21 protein-coding genes, 1 pseudogene and 1 other annotated feature are annotated in these 24,841 nt (G+C 55.3%); of the genes and pseudogenes, 3 read left to right on the top strand and 19 right to left on the bottom strand.

Annotated features, from left to right (window positions below; genetic code table 11):
- Nucleotides 1–64: 64 nt before the first annotated feature.
- Nucleotides 65–1,387, bottom strand: coding sequence for a 6-phospho-alpha-glucosidase (locus ACE3MN_RS00110; protein ID WP_049087034.1), 1,323 nt, complete (start codon nt 1,385–1,387; stop codon nt 65–67).
- Nucleotides 1,384–3,006: an alpha-glucoside-specific PTS transporter subunit IIBC gene (locus tag ACE3MN_RS00105; protein ID WP_004871802.1), complete on the bottom strand. Its 1,623-nt coding sequence runs from the start codon at nt 3,004–3,006 to the stop codon at nt 1,384–1,386. The genes ACE3MN_RS00110 and ACE3MN_RS00105 overlap by 4 nt, the downstream gene beginning before the upstream one ends.
- Before the next feature lie 341 nt (nt 3,007–3,347).
- Here ACE3MN_RS00105 and ACE3MN_RS00100 point away from each other — a divergent pair, with 341 nt between their 5' ends.
- Entirely contained in the window at nt 3,348–4,094 is a 747-nt protein-coding gene (locus ACE3MN_RS00100) for a GntR family transcriptional regulator (RefSeq protein WP_004871803.1), read from the top strand.
- On the opposite strand, the gene ACE3MN_RS00095 is transcribed toward ACE3MN_RS00100, so the two are convergent.
- The 4 genes and pseudogenes from ACE3MN_RS00095 to ibpA form a co-directional block, all read right to left on the bottom strand.
- Nucleotides 4,062–5,723, bottom strand: coding sequence for a putative transporter (locus ACE3MN_RS00095; RefSeq protein ID WP_004126911.1), 1,662 nt, complete (start codon nt 5,721–5,723; stop codon nt 4,062–4,064). The two genes, ACE3MN_RS00100 and ACE3MN_RS00095, sit on opposite strands and share 33 nt — an antisense overlap.
- 101 nt (nt 5,724–5,824) lie before the next feature.
- A pseudogene (dinD, locus tag ACE3MN_RS00090) lies at nt 5,825–6,648 on the bottom strand (DNA damage-inducible protein D).
- A gap of 138 nt (nt 6,649–6,786) precedes the next feature.
- Nucleotides 6,787–7,215 carry a small heat shock chaperone IbpB gene (gene ibpB / locus ACE3MN_RS00085; protein ID WP_004126915.1) on the bottom strand — a complete coding sequence of 143 codons (429 nt, stop codon included), beginning with the start codon at nt 7,213–7,215 and terminating at the stop codon, nt 6,787–6,789.
- A 118-nt stretch (nt 7,216–7,333) separates the two neighbouring features.
- Nucleotides 7,334–7,747 (bottom strand): small heat shock chaperone IbpA, encoded by a 414-nt coding sequence (ibpA, locus tag ACE3MN_RS00080; protein WP_004126917.1) that lies wholly within the window; start codon nt 7,745–7,747, stop codon nt 7,334–7,336.
- Nucleotides 7,741–7,816, bottom strand: a sequence feature (ROSE (Repression Of Heat Shock gene Expression) occurs in the 5'-region of heat shock genes and acts as an RNA thermometer to modulate expression.). (Overlaps the previous gene by 7 nt.)
- A 298-nt stretch (nt 7,817–8,114) precedes the next feature.
- Between ibpA and ACE3MN_RS00075 the strand changes: the two genes are divergently transcribed.
- Nucleotides 8,115–8,447: a YceK/YidQ family lipoprotein gene (locus tag ACE3MN_RS00075; protein WP_004871809.1), complete on the top strand. Its 333-nt coding sequence runs from the start codon at nt 8,115–8,117 to the stop codon at nt 8,445–8,447.
- 1 nt (nt 8,448) lies between these two features.
- On the opposite strand, the gene ACE3MN_RS00070 is transcribed toward ACE3MN_RS00075, so the two are convergent.
- From ACE3MN_RS00070 to ACE3MN_RS00030, 9 genes are all read right to left on the bottom strand, one after another.
- Nucleotides 8,449–9,675 carry a DUF3748 domain-containing protein gene (locus ACE3MN_RS00070; protein ID WP_102650132.1) on the bottom strand — a complete coding sequence of 409 codons (1,227 nt, stop codon included), beginning with the start codon at nt 9,673–9,675 and terminating at the stop codon, nt 8,449–8,451.
- A gap of 59 nt (nt 9,676–9,734) precedes the next feature.
- Nucleotides 9,735–10,679: a 2-hydroxyacid dehydrogenase gene (locus ACE3MN_RS00065; protein ID WP_102650131.1), complete on the bottom strand. Its 945-nt coding sequence runs from the start codon at nt 10,677–10,679 to the stop codon at nt 9,735–9,737.
- Nucleotides 10,680–10,693: 14 nt separating this feature from the next.
- Complete coding sequence (locus ACE3MN_RS00060; protein WP_004871812.1) at nt 10,694–12,004, bottom strand: MFS transporter; 1,311 nt, start codon at nt 12,002–12,004, stop codon at nt 10,694–10,696.
- A 94-nt stretch (nt 12,005–12,098) separates the two neighbouring features.
- Entirely contained in the window at nt 12,099–13,247 is a 1,149-nt protein-coding gene (gene dgoD, locus ACE3MN_RS00055) for a galactonate dehydratase (RefSeq protein ID WP_102650130.1), read from the bottom strand.
- Complete coding sequence (locus ACE3MN_RS00050; RefSeq protein WP_004871815.1) at nt 13,244–13,861, bottom strand: 2-dehydro-3-deoxy-6-phosphogalactonate aldolase; 618 nt, start codon at nt 13,859–13,861, stop codon at nt 13,244–13,246. The genes dgoD and ACE3MN_RS00050 overlap by 4 nt, the downstream gene beginning before the upstream one ends.
- A complete protein-coding gene (locus ACE3MN_RS00045; RefSeq protein WP_004871818.1) occupies nt 13,845–14,720 on the bottom strand; it encodes a 2-dehydro-3-deoxygalactonokinase in 876 nt (291 codons plus the stop codon). The genes ACE3MN_RS00050 and ACE3MN_RS00045 overlap by 17 nt, the downstream gene beginning before the upstream one ends.
- Entirely contained in the window at nt 14,717–15,406 is a 690-nt protein-coding gene (gene dgoR / locus ACE3MN_RS00040; protein WP_004126932.1) for a D-galactonate utilization transcriptional regulator DgoR, read from the bottom strand. The genes ACE3MN_RS00045 and dgoR overlap by 4 nt, the downstream gene beginning before the upstream one ends.
- Nucleotides 15,407–15,649: 243 nt before the next feature.
- Complete coding sequence (yidA, locus tag ACE3MN_RS00035) at nt 15,650–16,462, bottom strand: sugar-phosphatase (RefSeq protein ID WP_004871821.1); 813 nt, start codon at nt 16,460–16,462, stop codon at nt 15,650–15,652.
- Nucleotides 16,463–16,576: 114 nt separating this feature from the next.
- Nucleotides 16,577–17,602: an NAD(P)-dependent alcohol dehydrogenase gene (locus ACE3MN_RS00030; protein WP_024360550.1), complete on the bottom strand. Its 1,026-nt coding sequence runs from the start codon at nt 17,600–17,602 to the stop codon at nt 16,577–16,579.
- 109 nt (nt 17,603–17,711) lie between these two features.
- On the opposite strand from ACE3MN_RS00030, the gene ACE3MN_RS00025 reads away from it, so the two are divergent.
- The gene (locus tag ACE3MN_RS00025) at nt 17,712–18,647 is read left to right on the top strand and encodes a LysR family transcriptional regulator (RefSeq protein ID WP_024360549.1); all 936 of its coding nucleotides are present in this window, start codon (nt 17,712–17,714) and stop codon (nt 18,645–18,647) included.
- A 33-nt stretch (nt 18,648–18,680) separates the two neighbouring features.
- On the opposite strand, the gene gyrB is transcribed toward ACE3MN_RS00025, so the two are convergent.
- The 4 genes from gyrB to dnaA all read right to left on the bottom strand — a co-directional run bounded on the left by gyrB (nt 18,681) and on the right by dnaA (nt 24,841).
- Nucleotides 18,681–21,095 (bottom strand): DNA topoisomerase (ATP-hydrolyzing) subunit B, encoded by a 2,415-nt coding sequence (gyrB, locus tag ACE3MN_RS00020; RefSeq protein WP_024360548.1) that lies wholly within the window; start codon nt 21,093–21,095, stop codon nt 18,681–18,683.
- A gap of 28 nt (nt 21,096–21,123) precedes the next feature.
- The gene (recF, locus tag ACE3MN_RS00015; protein WP_004871824.1) at nt 21,124–22,197 is read right to left on the bottom strand and encodes a DNA replication/repair protein RecF; all 1,074 of its coding nucleotides are present in this window, start codon (nt 22,195–22,197) and stop codon (nt 21,124–21,126) included.
- A gap of 138 nt (nt 22,198–22,335) precedes the next feature.
- A complete protein-coding gene (dnaN, locus tag ACE3MN_RS00010; protein ID WP_004107206.1) occupies nt 22,336–23,436 on the bottom strand; it encodes a DNA polymerase III subunit beta in 1,101 nt (366 codons plus the stop codon).
- Nucleotides 23,437–23,440: 4 nt separating this feature from the next.
- On the bottom strand, nt 23,441–24,841 hold the full coding sequence (dnaA, locus tag ACE3MN_RS00005; RefSeq protein ID WP_004871826.1) for a chromosomal replication initiator protein DnaA: 1,401 nt from the start codon (nt 24,839–24,841) through the stop codon (nt 23,441–23,443).

Raw genomic sequence — 24,841 nt, 5'->3', positions numbered from 1 at the left:
TTAACGTCAGATTATCAGGCCGATAAATGAATGACCGTCACCGCACGGATGCCGGTCAGCGGGATTAATGCAGTTCCGGCCAGTACGCTTTATTGGCCGCGATCAGATCATCAAGAATCGCTTTGGCAACCGATGCGCTCGGCACGGTTTTCGACAGCGCGATGGCCTGCCACAGCTTATGGTAAGAGCGCTGTTCCCAGGCATCCACCACCAGTTTTTCCACCGCCACCTGCTGGCTCATCATCCCTTTCTGGAAGTGAGGAATGTCGCCGACCGTCAGCGGCTCCGGTCCGTTGTGGCCCACCAGGCACGGAATTTCCACCATCGCATCGGCGTCAAAGTTATGAATCGCGCCGTTGTTCGGCACAATCAGCAGCATCCGTTCCTGGGTATTAAAGGCAATCGCCGCCGCCAGATCGACGATGTAGGAAGCGTGTTCGTCAATTTCCAGATCGCCGGCGGAGGATTTGCCCGCCGCAATAATCGCCCGGCAGGAGCTAAAGACGTTTTTCTCACGATGATCCATCACCTCATTGGCGCGGGTGCGTTCCGGATTGGAGTGCGCCACGACGTAGTCCGGGAACAGGTAGTACTTGAGGTAAGTATTCGGCATCGTATCCGGGTCCAGCGCCTGTACGTCTTTCGCCTTGGCGAAAGTGTCGTTCCAGCTGGCTTCGGTGTGCGGGTCGTTTGACGGCGGAACATAACCGTATTTCGCCACATATTCGCGCAGTTTCGGCATCAAATCGTTACCCTGCAGATCTTCAATCGAGGTCCACCAGCCGAAGTGGTTCAGCCCGTAGTAGCGCACGCGCATCTGCTTACGGTCCTTAAGGCCGACGATTTGCGCCATCCGTCCTTCGATACCGATCGGCATATCGCAGATGTTGAGAATTTTAGCGTTCGGACGCAGGCGACGGGTCGCTTCCGCCACAATGGCCGCCGGATTGGAGTAGTTCAGCATCCAGGCGTTCGGCGAATATTTTTCCATATAGTCCACCAGCTCCAGGACGCCGCCGATGGAGCGCATACCGTAGGCGATCCCGCCAGGGCCACAGGTTTCCTGGCCCAGCACGCCGTGGCGCAGCGGGATTTTTTCATCTTTTTCACGCATCGGGTATTTGCCCACACGGATATGCGCCATCACGAAATCAACGTCGGTAAAGGCCGCCTGCGGGTCGGTGGTGTAGCTGAACGCGATCTCCGGCGCCTGCTCTTTAAGGATCACCTTGCACGCCTCGGCGATGGTCTCCTGACGCGCGCCGTCGTTGTCGTAAAATTTCAGCGCCCGCAGCGGGAAGCGATCCTGGTTCGCTAACAGCATCAGCACGATGCCCGGGGTAAAGGTACTGCCGCCGCCTGCGATAACAACTGAGAATTTTTTCATGATACTGCCTCCGTCATGGTGGTTTGTTCGGTCTGTAGAGAATCTTTCATCAGGGTTTCGAGCTGGTCGCGGACCTGGGGAACGTGCAGGCCGACGATGACCTGAATCCCGTTGCCGCGGCGGACTACGCCGTGGGCGCCCAGCGCTTTAAAAACGTCGTCGCTTTGGGTCTTCGCCATATCGACCAGCGCGATGCGCAGTCGGGTGGCGCAGTTATTGATGCTTTCGATATTGCCCGCTCCGCCCAGCGCCTGCAGGAAGCCGGCGGCCTGGCCCAGTTTGGTGTCCGCTGCCCCGGCGGCGCTAGTTTTACCGCGCGCGGCCTGGTAATCCGCTTTGCTGTAGAGCTTAATTTCGCTCTCTTCACGGCCAGGCGTTTTCAGGTTCAGGCGCAGAATCAACGTGCGGAAGATGACGAAGTAGAGTGCGGTGAAGCACACGCCAACGCCGATCTGGATAAACATCATCGACGCGTGGTTGTGGAACATCGGGATCCAGTTTTGCGGCAGGAACTGGTCCAGCAGGCCGCCGCCGAAGTTGCCTACCACGCCGCAGATATACATCACCGTTGCCATAGTGGCCGCCAGTACCGCATGGACGGCAAACAGCAGCGGCGAAATAAACAGGAAGGTGAACTCTAACGGCTCGGTGATACCTACCAGCATGGCGGTCAGCGTGGCGGGGATCAGCAGCCCGGCAACTTTGACGCGATTTTCCGGCGCGGCGGTAAAGTAGAGCGCCAGCGCAATCCCCACCGAACCAAAGACCTTCGAGTTACCGTGCAGCGCGAATCCGCCTTCCGGGAACAGGGTTTTCAGCGCCTCGGTGCTCTGGCTGAACGCCTGTAAATGCTGCGCCCAGTAAACCTGAATCCCCCCTTCCACCACCGCCGGGCCGAAGATAAACGGGCCATAGACGAAATGGTGTAACCCGGTCGGGATCAGAATGCGCTCAAGGAAAATGTATACCCAGACGCCCAGCGCGCCGGCCGAGCGTAAAAAGGCCTGCAGCGATTCAATACCCATCTGCACCTTTGGCCAGCCCAGCAGGGTCAGCCAGGCGCAGGGGATCATTGCCAGGAAGGCAACAATCACCACAAACGAGGAGCCCTGGAAAATCCCCAGAAACACCGGCAGCGGCTTATCGAAATAGCGGTTATGCAGGGCGGTCACCAGCCCGGAAATGACGATCGCGCCAATAATGCTGGTATCAAGCGTTTTAATCCCGGCCATCATAGTCAGGCCGCTGCCTGCCGTTGGCTCAACGGAAAAGTCGACGCCGAAGAAGTGGCCCCAGGTCATCCCCATCGCGTTAATAAAGTAGTTCCAGGTGAGGAAGCTAACCAGCACCGCCAGGCAGGCACGGCCCTGGGCCTGTTTCGCCAGGCCGATCGGTAGACCGACGGCGAAAATCAGCGGCATATTACGAAAGACGGTCCAGCCGCCCTCTTCAATAATGTGAACGATCTGAGCAAATAAACTGTCGGGTGCTGTGAGCGCTTCGCCGACGAACATCGGGTTGCGCAACATAATGGCGATACCCACCACGATCCCGGCGAAAGGAAAGAGTAAAACCGGGGTAAACATGGCGCCGCCAAAGCGTTGTATTTGACTGAGCATTTGATAATCCTCATGTAACAACTCATAGGGTGAGTGGCCTTATTCATACCCGCCATGCTTCACCTGCCGCGGTGAATTATTCAGGGTAACTATTTGTACTGGCCTGAGATGAGAATAGAAATTTGCCCCTCCAACAACATGCGGCGCCGTTGCGATTCGTGATCGCTTTCATGGTTTTAATTACGCCAATGTTGTCTACTTTTTAATTAAAAATTAGACATGATGAATTGCGCTGTTTAAGGCGCTATAACGAATAGTCTTTATTCACATGTATTTACTGTATTTTTATAGTGAATAATTCATGCTCAATCGTTTTCAACTGAGTGAATAGAGGTCTACTGGTGATCTACAAATCCATCGCCGACAGATTGCGTCTGCGGCTGAATTCCTCCGATTTCGAGGTCGGCAGCCCGCTTCCTGGGGAAAAAAAACTAGCGGAAGAGTTTGGCGTCGCGCGCATGACCATCCGCAAGGCGATAGATCTGCTGGTCGCCTGGGGGCTGGTGGTGCGTCGGCACGGCTCCGGCACCTATGTCGCCCGTAAAGACCTGCATCATGAAACCACCAATCTGACCGGGCTGGCCGAAGTGCTGCGCAAGCAGGGTAAAGAGGTGATCAGCCGGGTATTGGTTTTCGAGGTCATGCCCGCCCCTCCGGCTATCGCCAGCCTGCTGCGGATACAAATTGATGAACGGATCTACTTCTCGCGCCGGGTGCGCTATGTCGATGGCAAGCCGCTCATGCTCGAAGACAGCTATATGCCGGTAAAGCTGTTTCGCAATCTGTCGCTGGCGCATCTGGAGGGATCGAAGTTCGATTACATCGAGAAGGAGTGCGGGTTAACCATCAGCGGTAACTATGAAACGCTGTCGCCGGTGCTGGCGGACAGGCAGCTGGCGCAGTCGATGAACGTGCCGGAACAGACGCCGCTGCTGCGTATTACCTCTCTTTCCTACAGCGACAGCGGCGAGTTTCTTAACTATTCGGTGATGTTCCGTAACGCCAGCGTCTATCAGGTGGACTACCACCTGCGGCGCGTCCGCGCGGAGAATCCGTTAACCTATCCCCCAGAACAGCACCGCCAGTAGCTGCGGCGTGATAATACGTAAGAACATGACCAGCGGATAAACCGTCGCGTATGAAAGGGCCGCCGCGCCGCTGGTGGCATGCAGGTTGTTGGCAAAAGCCAGCGCCGGAGGGTCGGTCATTGAACCGGCCAGCATGCCGCACAGGGTCAGGTAGTTCATCTTCGCCAACATGCGCGCCAGAATACCGACCGCCAGCAGCGGGATCGCGGTGATAAAAATGCCGTAGACAATCCAGCTCATACCATCGCCTTCAATCAGCGTCGCCACAAAGTCGCCGCCGGATTTCAGCCCAACCACCGCCAGGAACAGCACAATACCCAGCTCGCGTAGCGCGAGGTTGGCGCTGGGCGGCATAAACCAGTACAGCTTACCGATGCTGCCGATACGCCCGAGGATCAGCGCCATAATCAGCGGCCCTCCGGCCAGACCCAGCTTCAGCGCCGCCGGGAACCCCGGAATAAACAGCGGAATAGAGCCCAGCAGCACGCCTAAGCCAATGCCGATAAATACCGGCAGCATCTGCACCTGCTGCAGTTTTTGCTGGGCGTTGCCAAGCTCGGCGGCCACCGCGTCAATCGCCTCCGGACGGCCGACCAGGTTGAGAATATCACCGAACTGCAGGCTGGCATGGCTGCTGGCCACCAGTTCAACCCCGGCGCGATTGAGGCGCGAGATCACCACGTCATAGCGCTGTTTAAAGTGCAGATCGCGAATCCTTTTACCTAACACTTTTTCGTTGGTGACCACCACGCGCTCGACTTTCAGATCGGTACCGCGCGTGGAGAGCGAAGTGGAAACTTCCTTGCCAATCACCAGTTGGGCATTGTGCAAATCCTCCGGCCGCCCGACCAGATGCAGCAGGTCCCCAAGCTGAATCAGGGTATTTGGCGCGGGCACCATCAGCATCTCCTCACGCTTGAGGCGCGAGCAGATCAGCTTGTCGCTGTTGAGCATCGGCACATCCTGAATCGCCATATTGTTCAGGTTCGGGTTTTCGACCCGCACGTTGATGGTCTGAAGATGCGCATGGCCGTTGCCGCTGATCTCGTCAAACTGCTGGGCCTCTTTCTCGACGTTAATGCGGAAAAACAGTCGCACCAGCCACATGGTCAGCAAAATGCCGCAGATGCCGAATGGATAGGCCATGGCGTAGCTCATCCCCATCTGATCGACGGTATCAAGCGGTACGCCAAGGTCGCGCAGGATCTGCTGTCCGGCCCCCAGCGCAGGCGTGTTGGTTACCGCGCCGGAGAAGATACCGAGCACCACGGGAAGAGGGATATCGAACAGTTTATGCAGGACCGCGGTGACCAGGCCGCCGAGAATGACGATCAGAATAGCGAAGAGGTTCAGCCGCAGGCCGGAGACGCGCAGCGAGGCGAAGAAGCCCGGCCCGACCTGGATACCGATGGTATACACAAAGAGAATCAGGCCGAATTCCTGAATAAAGTGCAGCATTGGGCTGCTGAGCGTAATGCCCGCCTGGTCCACAAAGTGGCCGACGATGATGCCGCCAAACAGCACGCCCCCGATACCGAAGCCGACGCCGCGCACTTTTACATTGCCGATCCACAATCCGACGACCGCCACCAGCGCCAATACGCTAACGGTCAATGCTATATCACTCATCGTCTCTTCCCTGTGAATAACATTACGAATAAAGAGGATTATGACCGGTAGCGACCAGGCTGTATGCCGCCTGGCGCACAATAATCACGGGATCGGGTTTGCTATTCAGGCACGCCTTTATTTTTCGCCGCAATTTTCAGCTGCTGAATACTTTTCTCCGGGGAAGGGAGCGCTTCAGGCATCGTACCGCCAAGATCGTTAATCGTCTGACGCACTTTTTGGCCAACTTCATAATGGGTTTGATTGGCCAGCTGCTCCGTATCGACCTCATCCCGGCGCAGTTTTTCTTCCGTTTGGGTAGCGCGGAAAAGGTTGGCTGCAAGCTCAGTAGACCCCATATGGTCGAGAATTTTTTGGCTTTTCTTTAGCCCTTTACGCTCATGAATCGCTTGTTGATCCAGACCACCGTAGAGGCCTTTATAGCCATGGTTCTGGAAAATAGCGAAATCCAGCGTTGTCTGTACGCCCGCTAGCTGGGCCGTTTCAACAAGGTGTTTATTATGTTCTTTCAGCTCATTGCGCAAAAATAGCCGCTTCTCATCCTCTCGTAGAGATTTAAAGGTTTGATCGTCCTTCAGTTCCTGACGCCGGGTTTGCAACGCAAAGTAGGTTTGCCCCGCGGCAATGACCAGTTTCGACGGATCGCCATTTTGCACAACCAGATAGCAGGCGTAGCGGGATAGATGAATGTCTTCAAGATTCCTGCTGGAACCGGAACCCAATTCGACCATTTTGTTGGACTCAACAAAATGGTCTGAGGGTAGCTGACCGCTCGCCTCACATGAAATTATCGCTTTTGAGATTACCTTTTGAAAATTTCTCCACTCTTTATAGTCCAGTAATGGCCAAGGTTTCGGGCAGACCAATATTCTCTCCCCGCCTCATCTCTATTTTTGATCGCTTCGAATGGCTGCTGTTCGTTCATTACAGATCCTTTGTTTCAGTGAGCCTATAAAATCTGATTATTTTTCAAACTGAAACATCCGTTGCAGCAAGGGGATTTAATGCGCTCCCGCGCACAAAAAAGCCCCGAAAATCGGGGCTTTATGAGTGGTTAGCTTAATTAGCTATCTAACGCGGGGCGCTCGCTGATGGCGATGCGCTGCGGGGCGATCTGTTCCGGCTCGTTGCGGGTCAAATCGATATGCAGCAGGCCGTTGGTAAAGGTAGCCCCGGAGACTTCCATATTTTCGGCGAGCGTGAAGCTCAGGCTAAACGCCTGGTTAACCAGCCCCTGGTGTAGCCATTTGGTCTCTTTTTCCGGCTGCTGCGGCGCGCCTTTTACCGTCAGGCGCGTGCCTTCAAGCTGGATATCCAAATCTTCCTGACGGAAACCGGCCAGCGCAAGGGTAATGCGATAGTGGTTATCGTCGCTTTTTTCGATGTTATAAGGCGGGAAGGTCTGGCTTTCACCGGCGGTTTGCAGCGCGTTGGCCAGTTTGTCAAAACCGATCCATTGACGCAGCAGCGGGGATAAATCGTAGTTACGCATTGTGTTTCTCCTTCTAAGAAGCGAGTGGTTAGCTGCAAATCCTGCGGATTCGCATTTGCCCCCTGACGGCAGGCAGATTTTTGCATTAATACCGGGCCGCGTTGGCGGCCCAAGGAAATTAGTTGATCTCGATACGGCGCGGTTTATTCGCTTCGGGAATCACTCGCTCGAGGTCGATATACAGCAGGCCGTTTACCAGGTTGGCGCCGCGAATATGGATATTTTCCGCCAGCTGGAATTTACGCTCAAAATTGCGTTCAGCGATGCCCTGATAGAGGTAAGTACGCTCTTTCTGTTCGGCGGCATGGGCGCCTTTCACGATAAGCAGATTATCCTGAGCGGTAATTTCCAGTTCGCTCTCGGCAAAACCGGCCACCGCAATCGCGATGCGGTAGTTGTTCTCGTCTACTAACTCAACGTTGTACGGAGGGTAGCCGCCATTACTCTGGCTTTGATTATTTTCTAACAGATTGAAAAGGCGGTCGAAACCAATAGCAGAACGATACAGCGGGGAGAGATCGAAATTACGCATAATACATAGCTCCTGAAATCAGCGAGAATTATCTGACCTTCCATCATGGACAGGTCGTTATTAAGCGGAATACCCATTCGGCGTATTCTCTGAGTGACACATTCCTAAAATGGGTATATCCATGCCCTTTTCAAGGTGAAGAGGGCAATTTTTTTTGCAGTTTGCGGTCTATTGCTTAGACTGGAGTGACAGCACAAAAGGCAAAGTGCGACGCCTGCCACAGTGCGGCGCAATCGCACTATGCATCCATGGAATGGCCCGATATAACCGATATGTACGCCATTCTTCAGACCGCGTCTTTACCGGCGGCGCTCTGAAATTTTTGTACATTGAAGGTTCTATCAACGCCCGTAACGATGACGGAAAAATGATGAAAAACGGTCTGTTAAAGCTGGTCCTGTTTAGCGGGATGATAAGTTTAGGCGGTTGCTCCAGCGTGATGTCACATACCGGCGGTAAGGAAGGAACCTATCCGGGAACGCGCGCCAGCGCGCAAATGCTGGGAGATAGCGATGCCAACTGGGGAACGAAATCCCTTGTGGCGCTGGATATGCCCCTTACGGCGGTAATGGACACGCTGCTGCTGCCGTGGGATATGTTCCGCACCGACAGCTCGGTCAAATCGCGCGTTGAAAAGAGCGAGAAAGAGACGCTGGCGACCAACTCCGTGATCCCGCCAGCGCGGATGACTAATCAGTAATTTAGCGCCCCGTTGCGGTTACCCATAGCTGGCGGTAACCGTCTACCTCCTCCATCCAGGCAAGCTGTTTGCCGTCTGGCGAAAAGACGATCGCATCGGCCGATGGCGGATTGGCATGTTCGTCGGTCAAAAAGAGGATGTCCCCGCTCAGCGCATCACAAAGCGCGATTCGGTTTTCCAGCACAAAGCCCAGCCATTTCCCCGACGGATGCCAGTTAAACGCCGACTGGATATCAGAGCGGTTGTGGGTCAGCTGCCGCAGCCCATCACCCTGCGACGAGATAAGCCACATTTGCGCCACCCCGGCATCGTCGCGCAGCAGAAAAGCAATCTCCGTTGCCTGCGGGTTGGCCCGCACCCAATGTCGCGGCGTATTCACCAGCCCCGGGTAACGACGTTCATGGGTAAACGTTAAGCGGCGCTGGACCACGCCGGCGGGGGGAGCCGGCATCGTGTCGTCCGTTCCAGCAAGCGGCGCCTCGCCAGACTGCTTCCAGCCCTGCTCGCTCTGCGGCAGCTCGACAATAAACAGCTCCGGCACTTTGTCGCCGTTTATCGCTCGCGTATCGCCAATAAACGCCAGCGCCCGGTCACCGACCCAGCCCTCTTCATAGGCGCGATTAATCTCGTCGCTGCCCGGCGCGGGGGACGACGTTGTGCGGCTGACCAGCACGCACCAGTGGCTGCCGCCGTATTGCCGTGGATGATCCCCACGGGGTATTACCGGGCCATAGGGAACCGCCACGCCAACGTTGCGTAAATCCAGCGCCGGATCGCGTTCATGCAGCACGTGGTCGTTATAGGTAAAACTGACGAGCTCGCCGTTCGGGCTGAAAACATGCACATGGCTGCCGCCGCGCAGCGCGCCGGGGGTATAGGGCGGAGTGATATCCATCGCATCAAGGTTGCGCGTTTCCCCCTGATACGTCACCACGCCGCGGCGATGGTGAAAATCGTAATGCCAGCGCTCATCCGGGTTTTCCGGACCGTGGATGAAGACATATTTATCTACCGATGGATGAACGGTCACCACGCCAACGTACGCGCCTTGTCCGGCACGGTAGAGGATCTCAACCTCTCCCGTCTCGACATTCACCCGCTCGATCGTTTCGCCGGTAAAGGAGGCGCCAGAGGGGCGAACGTCAAAAACCAGCCACCGGCTGTCCGCCGTCCAGGTGCGGGTGTTGGTAAGCTGATGATGGCGGGGAGCAAAGGTGACTTGTTTCATGGGAGATAAACTCTGAAGCCTAAGTTGCGCTTCAGAGTAGTTGATCCGCCAAAAAATGACTATGGTTCAAGCGCGGGAACAGGCGTAACCAAAGTCTTATTTTTTGCCCATCCCGACACGTTTTCAAGAACTAACCTGGACATAGCCTCCCTGGTACTCCAGGTCGCGCTTGCCATATGTGGCGTGACCACCACGTTCGCGCGGCGCAGGAGCGCCTGCGGCACTTCTGGCTCCCGGCTAAAAACATCCAATCCTGCTCCGGCGATAATTCCTTGTTCGAGGGCTTTTATCAGAGCAAATTCATCAACAACGCTGCCGCGAGAAATGTTGATTAAAATGCCGCTCGCGCCCAGAGCCGAGAGTACCCGTTCATCAATAAGCGCCTGGTTTTCCGCACTTCCTGGCGTACATATCACTAAAAAATCTGTTTGTGACGCCAGTGTTGAAATATCCTCAATCCACGGATAATCCAGCCCCGGTATTGCTTTCCGATCGCTATAAGCAATCTGCATCGCAAACCCTTCGCAGCGTCGGGCTATTGCCTGCCCAATTCTCCCCATCCCAACGATCCCAACACGCGAGCCCGAGACCTTACGCGTCCACTGAAAGCCCCCCTGACGCCAGCCTCCCGCCTCAATAAACTTCTGTGCAGAAACGATTTGTCGCGATGTCGCCAACATCAGCCCCATCGCTAAATCAGCAACATCATCCGTTAATACGCCCGGCGTATGGCTGACAGCCACACGATGATCTGCCGCAGCACGAACATCAACCCCATCATAACCCACGCCAAACACAGCAATAAGCTCCAGAGAGGGTAGGCTGGAAATCAGCTGGCGCGTTACGGTGGCCTCACCATTGGTGATCATAATAGTGAATTGTTCAGCCAGGACTGCCAACTCTTCGCCTGTAAGCGCCTCATATTCATAAACTTCATACAGACTGTTCAGCTCCGCCGTAAGTTGGTCAGGCAATGATGCTTGCTTTAATATTTTCAGTTTCATACTTATCTATTCGCTTATAAGGAAGAGTGGGCAGAGTGCTTTAAGGAGGTATCTTTACCAGTACGCGAAACGGCTATACCGATAATTCCTCCTAATACCAGTGCGATAGCAACAATAAGCAGGCCGTAGTGATAGCTATGGGTCACATCTTTAATCTTGCCTAAAACAGGAGGCAGGCCTAAGCCAACAAAATTCGCGATAGTGTTAATAAAAGCAATTGAGGCTGCTGCTGCAACGCCAGCAAGCTTTTCAGTGGTGACCGCCCAAAAAACGGGGGTCAGAGCAAAGTTGAACCCAACGGTAAGCACCAGCAGGATATAAGAGATCAGTAGGTTATCTGAATAGATAGCCACCCCCAGCGATACGCCGGCAAGAATCAATGGTAACCCCATATGCAACGATCGCTCTTTGGTGAGATCGGAATGCCGGCCGTTAAGATACATAAATAAGCAGGCAAAAATAAACGGCACCGCGGATAGTAAGCTAATAACAAAATTGCTTTGCTCGCTGGCGATGCTTTTTAGAATCAAAGGTAAAAACAAGGTAATACCAATAGAACCGAAAGCTTGTAAAAACCACACCAAACTTAATAAGAGCACAACTTTATTTTTCAAAGCGCTCAGCCACGAATGATTTTTATTGACCATTACATTTCGATTATCTTCCTCTAATTGTGATACTAACCATTCTTTTTCTGAACCCGTTAACCAGTGTGCTTTTTCAGGACTCGATGGCAGCAACCATAAAACCATCACACCAAGGATAATAGCCGGGATTCCTTCTATCGCAAATAACCAACGCCAACCAGCGATATCAGCAATACCGTGCATATTCAAAATAAACCCGGATATTGGTAAACCAATAATTGATGCCAGAACCGACCCCATATAAAAGAATGACATAGCGCGAGCTCGATTACTTTTAGGGAACCAGCAGGAAATATAATAAATAATCCCGGGGGTAAACCCAGCCTCTGCCATTCCCAACAAAAAGCGCATCACATAGAGCTGCGTTGGGGTATGTACCAGCGACATCCCTGCGCTTACAATACCCCAGGTTATCATTATTCTCGCAATCCAAATACGGGCACCTATGCGGGTCATAATAACATTACTGGGAATTTCAAAAATAATATAGGAGATATAGAACATTCCCACCCCGAGACCATACATGCTGGCTGTCAGACCTAAATCCGCATTCATTTGTAAGGCCGCAATAGAAATATTGGTTTTATCAAGGTTTGCAACAAAATAGCAAATAATCACAAAAGGTATTATTTTGCTATTGAGTTTTTTTAGTGTAGATGTATAGAGTTCAATGCTCATAAATTATTACCTCATCATCCTGCCTTCAGCAGTAAGAATCCCTCTGACAGAAGGCAGAGATTGATATTGAGAAACTAATGAACTAATTAAGATACTACCATTCAGCAACAACACCGTCTTCCAGACGCCACAATGGATTACGCCAGTCCGGCGCGTTCTGACTTAATTCCATAACCCGCGCTTCATCTATTTCTACGCCAAGTCCGGGCTTCATTAATGGTTTAAAGAAACCGCCTTCCATATTGAAGTCCTCTTTATTTTTCACAAAGTCGAGTAATTCCGCGCCCTTGTTATAGTGAATACCCATACTTTGCTCCTGGAAGACAGCGTTATAAGAGACAAAATCGACGTGCAGGCAGGCGGCAAGCGCAATGGGTCCCAGCGGACAATGCGGCGCCAGCGCCACGTCGTAGGCTTCGGCCATTCCGGCGATTTTATAGCACTCGGTAATACCGCCGGCATGCGACAGGTCGGGTTGCAGAATAGCCAGCCCACCGGCTTCCAGCACGCGTTTAAACTCGAAGCGCGAGAACATGCGTTCGCCCGCCGCGATAGGAATCGAGGTTTGCGCCGCCAGCCGGGGATAATATTCTGCCTGCTCGGCAAGCACCGGCTCTTCAATAAACAGCGGACGATACTGTTCCAGCTCTTTAATGAGTACTTTCGCCATCGGCGCGCTAACGCGGCCGTGGAAATCGAGGCCGAACTCAATTTCATTGCCGAACGCTTCGCGAATTTGCGCGACGGTATTCACCGCCGCATCCACCGCGCGAGAGTTATCGATAAGCCCCAGCTCTTCGCAGCCGTTGAGTTTAAAGGTGTCAAAACCAAGACCGCGCAACTTCTTGATGCCATCAATCACCTCTGCCGGACGGTCGCCGCCAACCCAGCTGTAGGCTTTGATTTTGTCGCGCACCAGGCCGCCCATCAGCTGCCAGACCGGCGCGTTCAGCACTTTGCCTTTAATATCCCACAGCGCCTGATCGATACCGGCGATGGCGCTCATTAAAATCGGACCGCCGCGGTAAAAGCCCGCGCGGTACATCACCTGCCACAGGTCGTTAATCCGCGCCGGATCCTGGCCTATCAAATAATCGCCGAGCTCATGCACCGCCGCCTCTACGGTGCGCGCGCGCCCTTCAATCACGGGCTCGCCCCAGCCAACCACGCCTTCGTCGGTGTCAATTTTTAAAAACATCCAGCGCGGGGGTAAACGATACGTGGTGAGTTTGGTTATTTTCATTGCACTGCCTCTCGATACGCTTTAACAAATGCTGCCGCCTGCCGTTGGGTACGCTCTACGGATTGGCCGGCGCGATAAAGATCGCTGCCCAGCCCGGCGCCGGTACAGCCTGCTTTTATCCACTGCGCCAGATTTTCCGGCGTCACGCCGCCCACCGCAAAAACGGGAACCTCCGGCGGCAAAACGGCTTTTAACGCTTTGATGTAGTCAGGGCCAAAAGCCGAAGAAGGGAAGACTTTCAACGCCTGAGCCCCGGCGTCCAGCGCGGCGAACGCTTCCGTCGCCGTCGCGCATCCCGGACAAACCGTCATGCCGTAGCTCACCGCACGACGAATGACCTCGGGCTGAATATTGGGCGTGACGATAAGCCTGCAGCCCATTTGGGCAAGCTGGTCCACCCGTTCTGTATTAAGCACGGTGCCTGCACCAATCAGGGCTTTATCGCCATAAGCCTCAACAACGGCGGGAATACTCTTTTCCCACTGCGGTGAGTTGAGCGGAATTTCAACGGCGTCAAATCCGGCGTCAATCACCGCCCCCACATGCGCCAGCGCCTCTTCCGGCGTAATCCCGCGCAGGATAGCGATAAGCGGTAAGTTAGTTTGCCACTGCATGGATGATGCTCCTTACTCCTGTCTGAAATGCGTTATCACCTGACACCACGGTGGTCTGACGGCCAATGGCGCTCAGGGCCTGCTGATAGCGGTTCGCCAGCGCCTCGCCGCCGACAATGGTGACCTGCGGGTCGCGAAAGCGTTCGCTCAGGGTGGCGACTTCCGCGCCAATCAGCAGCCCCGACAGAAACTCGCCGACCTGCTCGCGCGGCAGCGACCCCAGCACGTGCGAAGCGCGCACCTCAAAAAGCCGCGGCAGGATGTCTGGCGAATGCAGGCCGCGCTCAAGCCCGGCGTTAAACGCGCCGGGAGCGGAGACCTGCTCTGGTAACCCGGCGCCGACCAGCGAGTGGCGCAGCAGCAGATAATGCAGTTCGCCGGTCATCACCGTGCGAAAGTCGTTAATTTGTTGGCGGTCGGCCTGCACCCATTTGCAGTGGGTGCCGGGCATCACGTAGATGGAAGAAGGGGCAATCATCCGCGCGCCGAGGAGCTGAGTCTCTTCGCCGCGCATCACATTCTGGTTAGCGTCGCGGGAGACGCTCAGCCCGGGAATAATCCAGACTTTGTCGCCAACGGACGTCAATTGTTGGCCAATGGCGGAGAAATCAACGGGAACGGGCAAATAGGGCGCCACCTTCCAGCCGACGTTGCTACCGACCATTCCTGCCAACACCGCCGGGGTCGCGCCGTCGCGCCAGCCCCGGGTTATTTCGCTAAACACCGCCGCGGGGGATTCTCCGTTCAAACGCGTGACGCCTGCTGCCGATTGCCTGCTCTCCAGGCACTGGTCGTCCTGATAAAGCCAGGCGCGCAGGTTGGTCGATCCCCAGTCAATTGCGATGTAGCGAGATGTCATGTGATTTCCTTTAACCTTCGTGTCGAGCTGGCGATCATGGTGAGCGCCGCCTGCTCCGCCGCTTCGCTGTCCTGATGCCGGATGGCGTCAAACAGCGCCTTATGTTCCTGGAGCGTTTTCGGCATGTTGGCCTCATCGCCCATCCAGGTCCTTTCAAATACCGCCCGCTGTAGCGAACTGATCGCCACGTTGAGCTGTTGCAGAACCGGGTTATGCACCGACTGCAGCACCGCCTCGTGATAGCGAATATCCGCTTCGTTAAACGCCTCCCTGTCCTGGTTGTTGGCGATCATGTCGTTGAGCGCTTCTTCTATTTGCGCCAGGTCGCTCGACGTCGCGCGCTCGGCCGCCCAGCGGGCAATCGCGGGTTCAACCAGGTTACGTACCTCGCTCATCGCGCTAATCAGCCGCGGGTCGTAATCGCTCTCCAGCACCCACTGTAAAACGTCGGTGTCGAGATAATTCCACTGGTTACGCGGCGCAACGAACGCGCCGCGATAGCGCTTCATTTCAATCAGCCGCTTAGCCATCAACGAACGGAACACTTCGCGAATGATATTGCGCGAGGTGGCAAACTCCTCACACAGGTCGGCTTCCGCGGGCAGCGCAGAGCCGGGAACGTATTTGCCGCTGACAATCTGCTTGCCCAGCGTGATGACGATGCGATCGGTTTTATTGAGAGTCATGGAGAGTCCTTGTGCTCTGGATATCTCCCTCTACTTTACCGCGACCGGCGGATTTAACCGCAACTTTGTAGTACTAACGTGATACCACTCGTCATCGCCATGGACACAATGTAGTACAATACAAACATGTTGTACTACAATTTAGATCACAAAAACGACAATCCGGTTTGGGGATTTTGCGGTGGGGTAAACTCAGCGCATAAAAAAACCCGCGATAAACGCGGGTTTTTCAGAAAGAGATCTTTAGTTTAAGACATACTTTTCAATAGCATATGCCACACCGTCTTCCAGGTTGGATTTGGTGATAAAGTTTGCCGCTTCTTTGACGGCCGGAATCGCGTTGTCCATCGCCACGCCGACGCCAGCGTATTCAATCATCGCAATGTCGTTTTCCTGATCGCCAATCGCCATCACCTCTTCCGCTTTGATACCCAACGCATCGGCCAGCGATTTCACGCCGGTGCCTTTGGTGACGCGTTTATCAAGAATTTCAAGGAAGTACGGCGCGCTTTTCAGCACGGTGTATTTCTCTTTCACTTCAGCCGGAATGCGGGCGATAGCCTTGTCCAGAATCGCCGGCTCATCGATCATCATCACTTTCAGCAGCTGGATATTCGGATCCATCTTTTCGGCTTCGCAGAAAACCAGCGGGATCGTCGCCACATAGGATTCATGTACCGTGTAATAGCTCACATCGCGGTTCGCGGTGTACAGAGTGTTGCGATCGAGCGCGTGGAAGTGGGAGCCGACATCGCGGGCCAGCTGTTCCAGATAGCGGTAGTCGTCGTAGCCCAGCGCGGTCTGCGCAACGGTACTGCCGTCGCTCGCCTTCTGCACTAAAGCGCCGTTATAGGTGATGCAGTAATCTCCTGGCTGCTCCATATGCAGTTCTTTCAGATAGCTGTGCACGCCAGCGTAAGGGCGGCCGGTGGTCAGTACCACGTTGACGCCGCGTTCACGGGCTGCGGCAATCGCAGTTTTCACCGCAGGAGAGATAGTATGGTCAGGCAGCAGCAGCGTGCCGTCCATATCGATTGCAATCAGTTTAATAGCCATGAAATCCCCGGGTAAGATGAGTCCTTACTCATGCTAACGCGATTAAGCCCACAAAAATAGAGCTACATTGCACAGCAGAATCCCCCCTTTTAGGCAAAACCCGGGGACGAGATATTACTCGCGGGTGAGGACAATTTTACCAAACGCGCCGCGATCGAGGTGTTCTAGCGCCTGTTCAAGCTGGTTAAAGCGGTAACGGTGCTCGATCACAGGTTTCAACCCGGTCACGTCAACGGCGCGAACGAAATCTTCCAGCGCACGACGGTGCCCGACGCCAATCCCCTGAATCACGGGGGATTTCAGCAACAGTTCGCCCGCGGACAGCGAGATTTCACTGCCGGCCAGCACGCCGATGACCGAAATACGCCCATGAACCGCCACGGCGCGCAGGGAATGCCTCAGGTTCTCCCCACCAACGGTTTCAATAATATGGTCAATGCCGCGATCGTTTGTCAGTTCGTATATCCCTTCAGCCCAGTCGCCTTTAAGCCGGTTGATGCCATAATCGGCGCCGAGTTGTTTGGCCCGCGCCAGTTTTTCATCGCTTCCCGACGTGACAAAAACCTCCGCCCCCTGCGCTTTGGCAATTTGCAAAGCGAATATCGCCACACCGCCCGTGCCCTGCACCAGCACCGATTGTCCGGCGCGCAAATGACCGCGCTCCACCAGCGCGAACCATGCGGTAAGCCCGGCGCAGGGTAAGGTGCTGGCCTCTGCGTCATCCAGGGTTTCCGGGGCGGCCACCAGCCCGTTTTCATTCACAATCACGTACTCAGCCAGCATCCCCTGAAAGTAACCGCCGGTCGTTTTATAGGGCAAAGTGCGGGCGTCCGCTGTTGGCCTACCGTCGATCCACTCAGGGAAAAAGGTCGAGATGACGCGAGCGCCGGGTTTAAAACGCGTGACGCCCTCTCCCGTACTTTCCACCACGCCTGCCATATCGGATGCCGGGGTAAACGGGAAGGAAAGCGCGATCGGCATGGAGCCTTCGATAACCATTTTATCGCGGTAGTTGAGCGCAACGGCATTCACCCGTACGCGGACTTCTCCTGGCCCTGGCTGCGGCACGGGCGCCTGGGTGAGTTTGAGATTCTCGCGCCCGAGGGCGTTCATCGACCAGCGCTGCATTGTCTCTGTCATTTTTTTCTCCTGGCATCAAATAAGCTTCAGTATCGACAGTCTACCGTTGACTCAGCGTCACCAGTGGCGATAACTTTTCCCACTATTGACGCCAGAAAAGAAACAATCTATGTCCAATACGCTGAAGGATATTCCGGTTTTTGTAGCCGCCGTTGAGGCGGGCAGTTTTGCGCAGGCCGCAATCCGTTTACATTTGTCGCGCTCGGCGGTGGGAAAGAGCATCGCTCGCCTTGAGGAACGACTGGGGGTACGTCTGTTTCAACGTACGACCCGCAGCCAAAGCCTGACCGACAACGGCGCCCTTTTTTATGAACGTTGCCTGCGGGCGCTGGAGGAAATTCGGGGCGCAGAATCGCTGCTGGAAACGGGCAAACAGCAGGTCAGCGGCCGCCTGCGCGTTGCCATGCCGGTGCTGTTTGGTCGCCAGTGCGTCGCCCCGCTGCTGATCGCGCTGGCGCAGGAACATCCAGGCCTTGAGCTGGAGATGTCATTCAGCGACCGGGTCGTGGATCTCGTCGAGGAAGGGTTTGATATGGCGGTACGTAACGGCACGCTTCAGGACAGCAGCGTTCTGGTCGCCAGAAGGCTGGGAGAACACCGCATGGTACTGTGCGCCGCGCCGGATTATCTGCAGAAGAAGGGTACCCCGCAAAGCGTTGATGATTTGCCCCATCATGCGGCCATTAACTATCTGCAGGCAGGCAGAGTGCTATCCTGGCAGCTGATGGATAACGAAGGTGCCTCGCATACCTTTACACCCCATTCATCGCTCAATATGGATGATTTGCAGGCGATCTGCGACGCTGCGCTGGCCGGACACGGCATTGCATGGCTGCCCTGCTGGATGGTCAGCAAAGACATTCATGAGGGAAAACTCGTCCCGCTGTTAAAGCAGGCGCCGGATGTGCGCTTCGACATTCACGCGGTCTGGCAACAGACGCCGCATCTACCGCTGAGGGTGCGAATTGCCGTCGATACGCTCGCCAGCCGTTTACCGTCCGCGATGTCGCTGGATATGCCTGCGCCCATAAAAAAGCCGCGCTAAACGCGCGGCCTGAGTCTGGCGGTGTAACAACGATTAAATGTCGATGTTCGCCGCTTTAAGGGCGTTCTCTTCGATAAAGGCGCGGCGCGGTTCAACGGCGTCACCCATCAGGGTGGTGAACAGCTGGTCAGCGGCAATCGCATCCTTCACGGTCACGCGCAGCATGCGGCGGCTATCCGGGTCCATAGTGGTTTCCCACAGCTGATCCGGGTTCATCTCGCCCAGACCTTTATAGCGCTGGATAGAGAGGCCGCGACGGGACTCTTTTACCAGCCAGTCCAGCGCCTGCTCGAAGCTGGCAACCGGCTGGCGGCGCTCGCCGCGCTCGATAAAGGCATCGTCTTCAATCAGGCCGCGCAGCGTTTCGCCCAGCGCGCAGATACGGCGGTATTCCGGCCCGGTAATGAACTCGTGATCCAGCGGGTAGTCGGTGTCCACGCCATGGGTACGCACGCGAACAATCGGCTCAAACTGCTGCAGCTCTGCGTTCTCGCGGATATCAAATTTCCACTGGCTGCCGTGCTGCTCTTTCTCATTCAGCTCGCTCACCAGGGTATTGATCCAGCGAGTCACCGCCTGCTCGTTGCTCAGGTCGGCTTCCGCCAGCGTCGGTTGATAGACAAGCTCTTTCAGCAGCGCTTTCGGGAAGCGACGCTCCATACGACCGATCATTTTCTGCGTGGCGTTATACTCGGCAACCAGTTTCTCCAGCGGCTCGCCGGCTAAGGCCGGCGCGTTGGCGTTGGTGTGCAGGGTTGCGCCATCCAGCGCGATGGAGATTTGGTACTGATCCATCGCTTCATCGTCTTTAATATACTGTTCCTGCTTGCCTTTCTTCACTTTATACAGCGGCGGCTGGGCGATGTAGACGTGGCCGCGCTCGACGATTTCCGGCATCTGGCGATAGAAGAAGGTCAACAGTAGCGTACGAATGTGCGAGCCGTCGACGTCCGCATCGGTCATGATAATGATGCTGTGGTAGCGCAGTTTGTCCGGGTTGTACTCATCGCGGCCAATGCCGCAGCCCAGCGCGGTAATCAGCGTCGCTACTTCCTGAGACGCGAGCATTTTGTCAAAGCGCGCTTTCTCAACGTTGAGGATTTTACCCTTCAGCGGCAGAATCGCCTGGTTCTTACGGTTACGCCCCTGCTTCGCAGAACCGCCCGCCGAGTCCCCTTCCACTAAGTACAGTTCAGAGTGCGCGGGGTCGCGTTCCTGACAATCCGCCAGCTTGCCCGGCAGGCCCGCCAGGTCCAGCGCGCCTTTACGGCGGGTCATCTCACGCGCGCGACGTGCGGCTTCGCGCGCGCGCGCCGCGTCGATGATTTTACCGACCACGATTTTGGCGTCAGACGGGTTTTCCAGCAGGTATTCGTTCAGCAGTTCGTTCATCTGCTGTTCGACCGCCGATTTCACCTCAGAGGAGACCAGCTTGTCTTTGGTCTGCGAGGAGAATTTCGGATCCGGCACCTTCACGGAGACCACAGCGATCAGGCCTTCACGGGCATCGTCGCCGGTGGCGCTGACTTTCGCTTTCTTGCTGTAGCCTTCTTTATCCATGTAGGCGTTCAGGGTACGGGTCATCGCCGCACGGAAGCCTGCAAGGTGGGTACCGCCGTCGCGCTGCGGAATGTTGTTGGTAAAGCAGTAGATGTTTTCCTGGAAACCATCGTTCCACTGCAGCGCAACTTCAACGCCGATGCCGTCTTTTTCGGTGGAGAAATAGAAGATATTCGGGTGGATCGGCGTTTTGTTTTTATTCAGATATTCTACGAACGCTTTAATACCGCCTTCGTAGTGGAAATGATCCTCTTTACCGTCGCGCTTGTCGCGCAGGCGAATCGACACCCCGGAGTTCAGGAACGACAGCTCGCGCAGGCGTTTTGCCAGAATCTCGTATTCGAATTCGACCACGTTAGTGAAGGTTTCGTAGCTCGGCCAGAAACGCACCATGGTGCCGGTTTTTTCGGTTTCGCCGGTCACCGCCAGCGGCGCCTGCGGCACGCCGTGCGCATACATCTGACGATGAATTTTGTTATCGCGCTGAATGACCAGTTCCAGCTTCTGCGACAGGGCGTTAACCACGGAAACGCCTACACCGTGCAGACCACCGGAAACTTTATACGAGTTATCATCGAATTTGCCGCCCGCGTGCAGAACGGTCATGATCACTTCCGCCGCCGACACACCCTCTTCCGGGTGAATACCGGTCGGAATACCGCGACCATCATCCTGGACGGAGACGGAGTTATCGCTGTGGATAGTAACAACGATGTCTTTACAGTAACCTGCGAGCGCTTCGTCGATAGCGTTATCCACAACCTCGAATACCATGTGGTGCAGACCGGTGCCGTCATCCGTGTCGCCGATATACATACCCGGGCGCTTACGCACCGCATCCAGCCCTTTCAGGACTTTGATACTGGAGGAGTCATAAGAATTCGACATCAACGTTTCTCGCTCATTTTATCTTAGGTTAATCCGCTATTTTACCCTTTTCCACGGTAAACATCTTCGAATTTTCGTCCGACATGTCCATAACGTGTTCAGCGCTAATGGCGCTGACGAAAACCTGCGACTGCGTGGCTTTTAAGCGGCTGGCAAGCAGCCCGCGCCGCGCGTCGTCAAGTTCCGAGGCAAAATCATCTATCAGGTACAGGCACCGCCGCCCGCTTTCGCGGGTCAGAAACTCGCCTTGCGCCAGTCGTAGGGCGCACATCAGCAGCTTAAGCTGCCCGCGTGACAATGTATCCTCTACCGGCGCGCCGTCGGCACGAATGCGGAAATCCGCTTTATGCGGGCCGTGGGCGGTATAGGTTAGCATGCGATCGCGTTCGAAATTTCGCTCCAGCACCTCGGCATAATCCGTTTCTTTCTCCCAGCCGCGCTGGAAAGAAAAGGTGAGAGCGAACTCCGGCAAAAACTGCCGACAGGTATCCGCCATGTCTTCGACGATAGCGGCGCTATATTCGGCCCGCCAGCGGCTAATAAGCTCTGCCAGCGGGATCAGCTCCAGATCCCATGGCCGCAGCTGGGCATAGCGGCTGACCTGACGCAGCGCGGCGTTGCGCTGCTTCACCAGGCGCTTCAGGTTGCTCCAGGCGGTAAAGAATCCGGCTTCGTTGTGAAAGCATCCCCAGTCAAGGAACGCTCTTCTGTATTTGGGGCCGCCGTTGAGTAAAGTAAACCCCTCCGGCGTAATCAGCTGCATCGGCATCAGGTGCGCCAGCTCAGCCACTTTATGCCCGTCGGTACCGTCGATACGCACCTTGCTGTCGCCCTGCTTATCTTTCGTCAGGCCGATAGATACTTCACGCTCTTCACCCTGCAGGCGACCGTGCAGGACAAAGGACTCCTGTTCGTGACGAATCACGCGGCCAATCTGCAAACTACGAAACGCCCGACCATGGCCGAGCGTATAGATAGCTTCAAGTACGCTGGTTTTGCCGCTGCCGTTGGCGCCAACCAGGAAATTAAAGCCGGGAGAGAGGGCGAGATCCGCATTTTCAATATTGCGGAAGTCTTTGATTAGAAGTCGGGATAGCGACATATCAGCTCATAAGCAGGGCGTTATCGGCGCAGTTAGTCTGGTCACGGCCAGCGCGCAGCAACCGGAGCGTACTAAAGTACGTGAGGATTGCGAGCACTGCCCGGAGCCAGAATAACAAGTAAGATAGCCCGATATTTTCTACAGCCTCATAGGCATGACGACGTATGCTGCGGATTGGGAGGCCGCATCCTCAATCTGCACGCTCGAAACGGAATCGGTCAGCAGAATGCGCACGTTCTCACACTTCAGCGCGTTCAGGACGTCCAGCACATAGCTGACGTTAAAGCCGATTTCCATCTCGGTCCCGGCATAGGTGACATCAAGAATTTCTTCCGCTTCTTCCTGTTCCGGGTTATTGGCGGTGATTTTCAGCTGATTTTCACTGACGTACAGGCGCACGCCGCGGAATTTTTCGTTAGAAAGAATCGCCGCGCGGGCAAAGGCCTGCTTGAGAATATCGCAGCCGGCGTCCAGATGCTTATCCGGATTCTTCGGCAGTACGCGGCGATAGTCAGGAAAACGACCATCCACCAGCTTTGAAGTGAAGATAAAGTCGCCAACGTGAGCGCGAATATTATTGCTGCCGATCTGCACGCGCAGCGGCGTATCGCCGCCGTCGAGCATACGCATCAGCTCAATCACGCCTTTACGCGGCACGATCACCGAATGATTGGGCAGGGACTCTTCCAGCGGCATCGAGCAGACCGCCAGGCGGTGGCCGTCTGTCGCCACGGTGCGCAGTTCGCTACCTTCGGTTTCAAACAGCATACCGTTTAAGTAATAGCGAACGTCCTGGTGCGCCATCGAAAACTGCGTCGCTTCGATCAGGCGCTTCATGGTCGCCTGCGGCAGGGTAAATTCAACTTCGCTCTGCCAGTCATCGAGGTTCGGGAAATCCGCCGCAGGCAGCGTCGAGAGCGAAAAGCGGCTGCGTCCGGAACGCACCAGCATGCGCTCGCCTTCCAGCTGGACCGCGATCTCCGCGCCTTCAGGCAGGCCGCGGCAGATATCAAAAAATTTACGCGCCGGAACGGTTGTAGCTCCCGCTTCGTGCGGCTGAATCAGCGCAACGCGCGCGACCATTTCCATTTCCAGATCGGTACCGGTCAGCGACAGCGCGCCATCGGTAACCTGTAGGAGCAGGTTGCCAAGAATCGGTAGCGTCGGACGACCACCTAAAGGACCGCTCACCTGTTGCAGCGGTTTTAATAAATGTTCACGTTCTACGGTAAATTTCATAGCGTCACGAGGATAATGTTCTGATTAAATTGGAAAAATCTTCTTTGATATCGTGGCTTTCTTCACGCAGTTGCTCAATCTTGCGGCAAGCGTGCAGGACGGTGGTATGGTCGCGGCCGCCAAACGCGTCGCCGATTTCCGGCAGACTGTGGTTGGTCAGCTCTTTTGCCAGCGCCATCGCCATCTGGCGGGGGCGCGCCACCGAACGGGAGCGGCGTTTAGACAGCAGGTCCGCTACCTTAATTTTGTAATACTCCGCCACCGTCTTTTGAATATTGTCGATGGTGACCAGTTTTTCCTGTAAAGCCAGCAGATCGCGCAGCGCTTCGCGCACGAAATCGATGGTGATCGCCCGGCCGGTAAAGTTGGCGTTGGCGATAACGCGGTTCAGCGCCCCTTCAAGCTCACGTACGTTAGAGCGCAGGCGCTTAGCAATAAAGAAAGCCACTTCGCCCGGCAGGCGAATGTCGTTTTCATCGGCTTTTTTCATCAGGATCGCCACGCGGGTTTCCAGCTCTGGCGGCTCGATCGCGACCGTCAGCCCCCAGCCGAAGCGTGATTTGAGACGATCCTCAACCCCGTTGATCTCCTTCGGATAGCGATCCGACGTCAGGATGATCTGCTGATTGCCTTCCAGCAGGGCGTTAAAGGTGTGAAAAAACTCTTCCTGCGAGCGCTCTTTATTAGCGAAAAACTGAATGTCATCGATCAGCAGGGCGTCAACGGAGCGGTAATAGCGCTTAAATTCTTCAATAGCGTTGTTTTGCAGGGCTTTTACCATGTCCTGTACAAAGCGCTCGGAGTGCATGTAAACCACTTTCGCATTGGGTTTACGCGCCACAATTCCGTTACCAACCGCATGTAAAAGGTGGGTTTTACCCAGGCCGGTGCCGCCATAAAGGAACAGCGGGTTGTACGCGCCGCCGGGGTTATCCGCAACCTGACGCGCCGCCGCGCGAGCCAGCTGGTTGGATTTACCTTCGACGAAGTTATCAAACGTGTGTTTTACATTGACGTTAGAGCGGTAGGTCGGTTCTGCCGGCGCCGGAACGTTATCCCAGCCCGGACGCACGATCGTCGGCGCAACGCGCGCCGTCTGGATCTGCTGCGCGGGCGCTGCGGCCGCAACGCTTACCGTACCTCTCTGCATCTGAACGGCTGGCTTAGCGCCTACCTCAAACCGCAGCTGTGGGGCATCCGCACCGCAAAAATCATTGAGGAGTCCATTGATATTATTGAGGTATTTATCCCTTACCCAATCGAGCACAAAACGGTTTGGCGCATACAGTGCCAGCGTGTTATCGCTCAACTCCGCCTGCAAAGGGCGTATCCACATGCTGAATTCTGTGGCTGGTAACTCATCCTGCAATCGGGCAAGACACTGCTGCCAAAGCGAAAGTGACAC

This window comes from Klebsiella grimontii, assembly GCF_042137965.1.
GTDB classification, from domain to species: domain Bacteria; phylum Pseudomonadota; class Gammaproteobacteria; order Enterobacterales; family Enterobacteriaceae; genus Klebsiella; species Klebsiella grimontii.
Note: the sequence above shows the minus strand (reverse complement) of the source record. Positions and strands in the feature narration are given on the sequence as shown.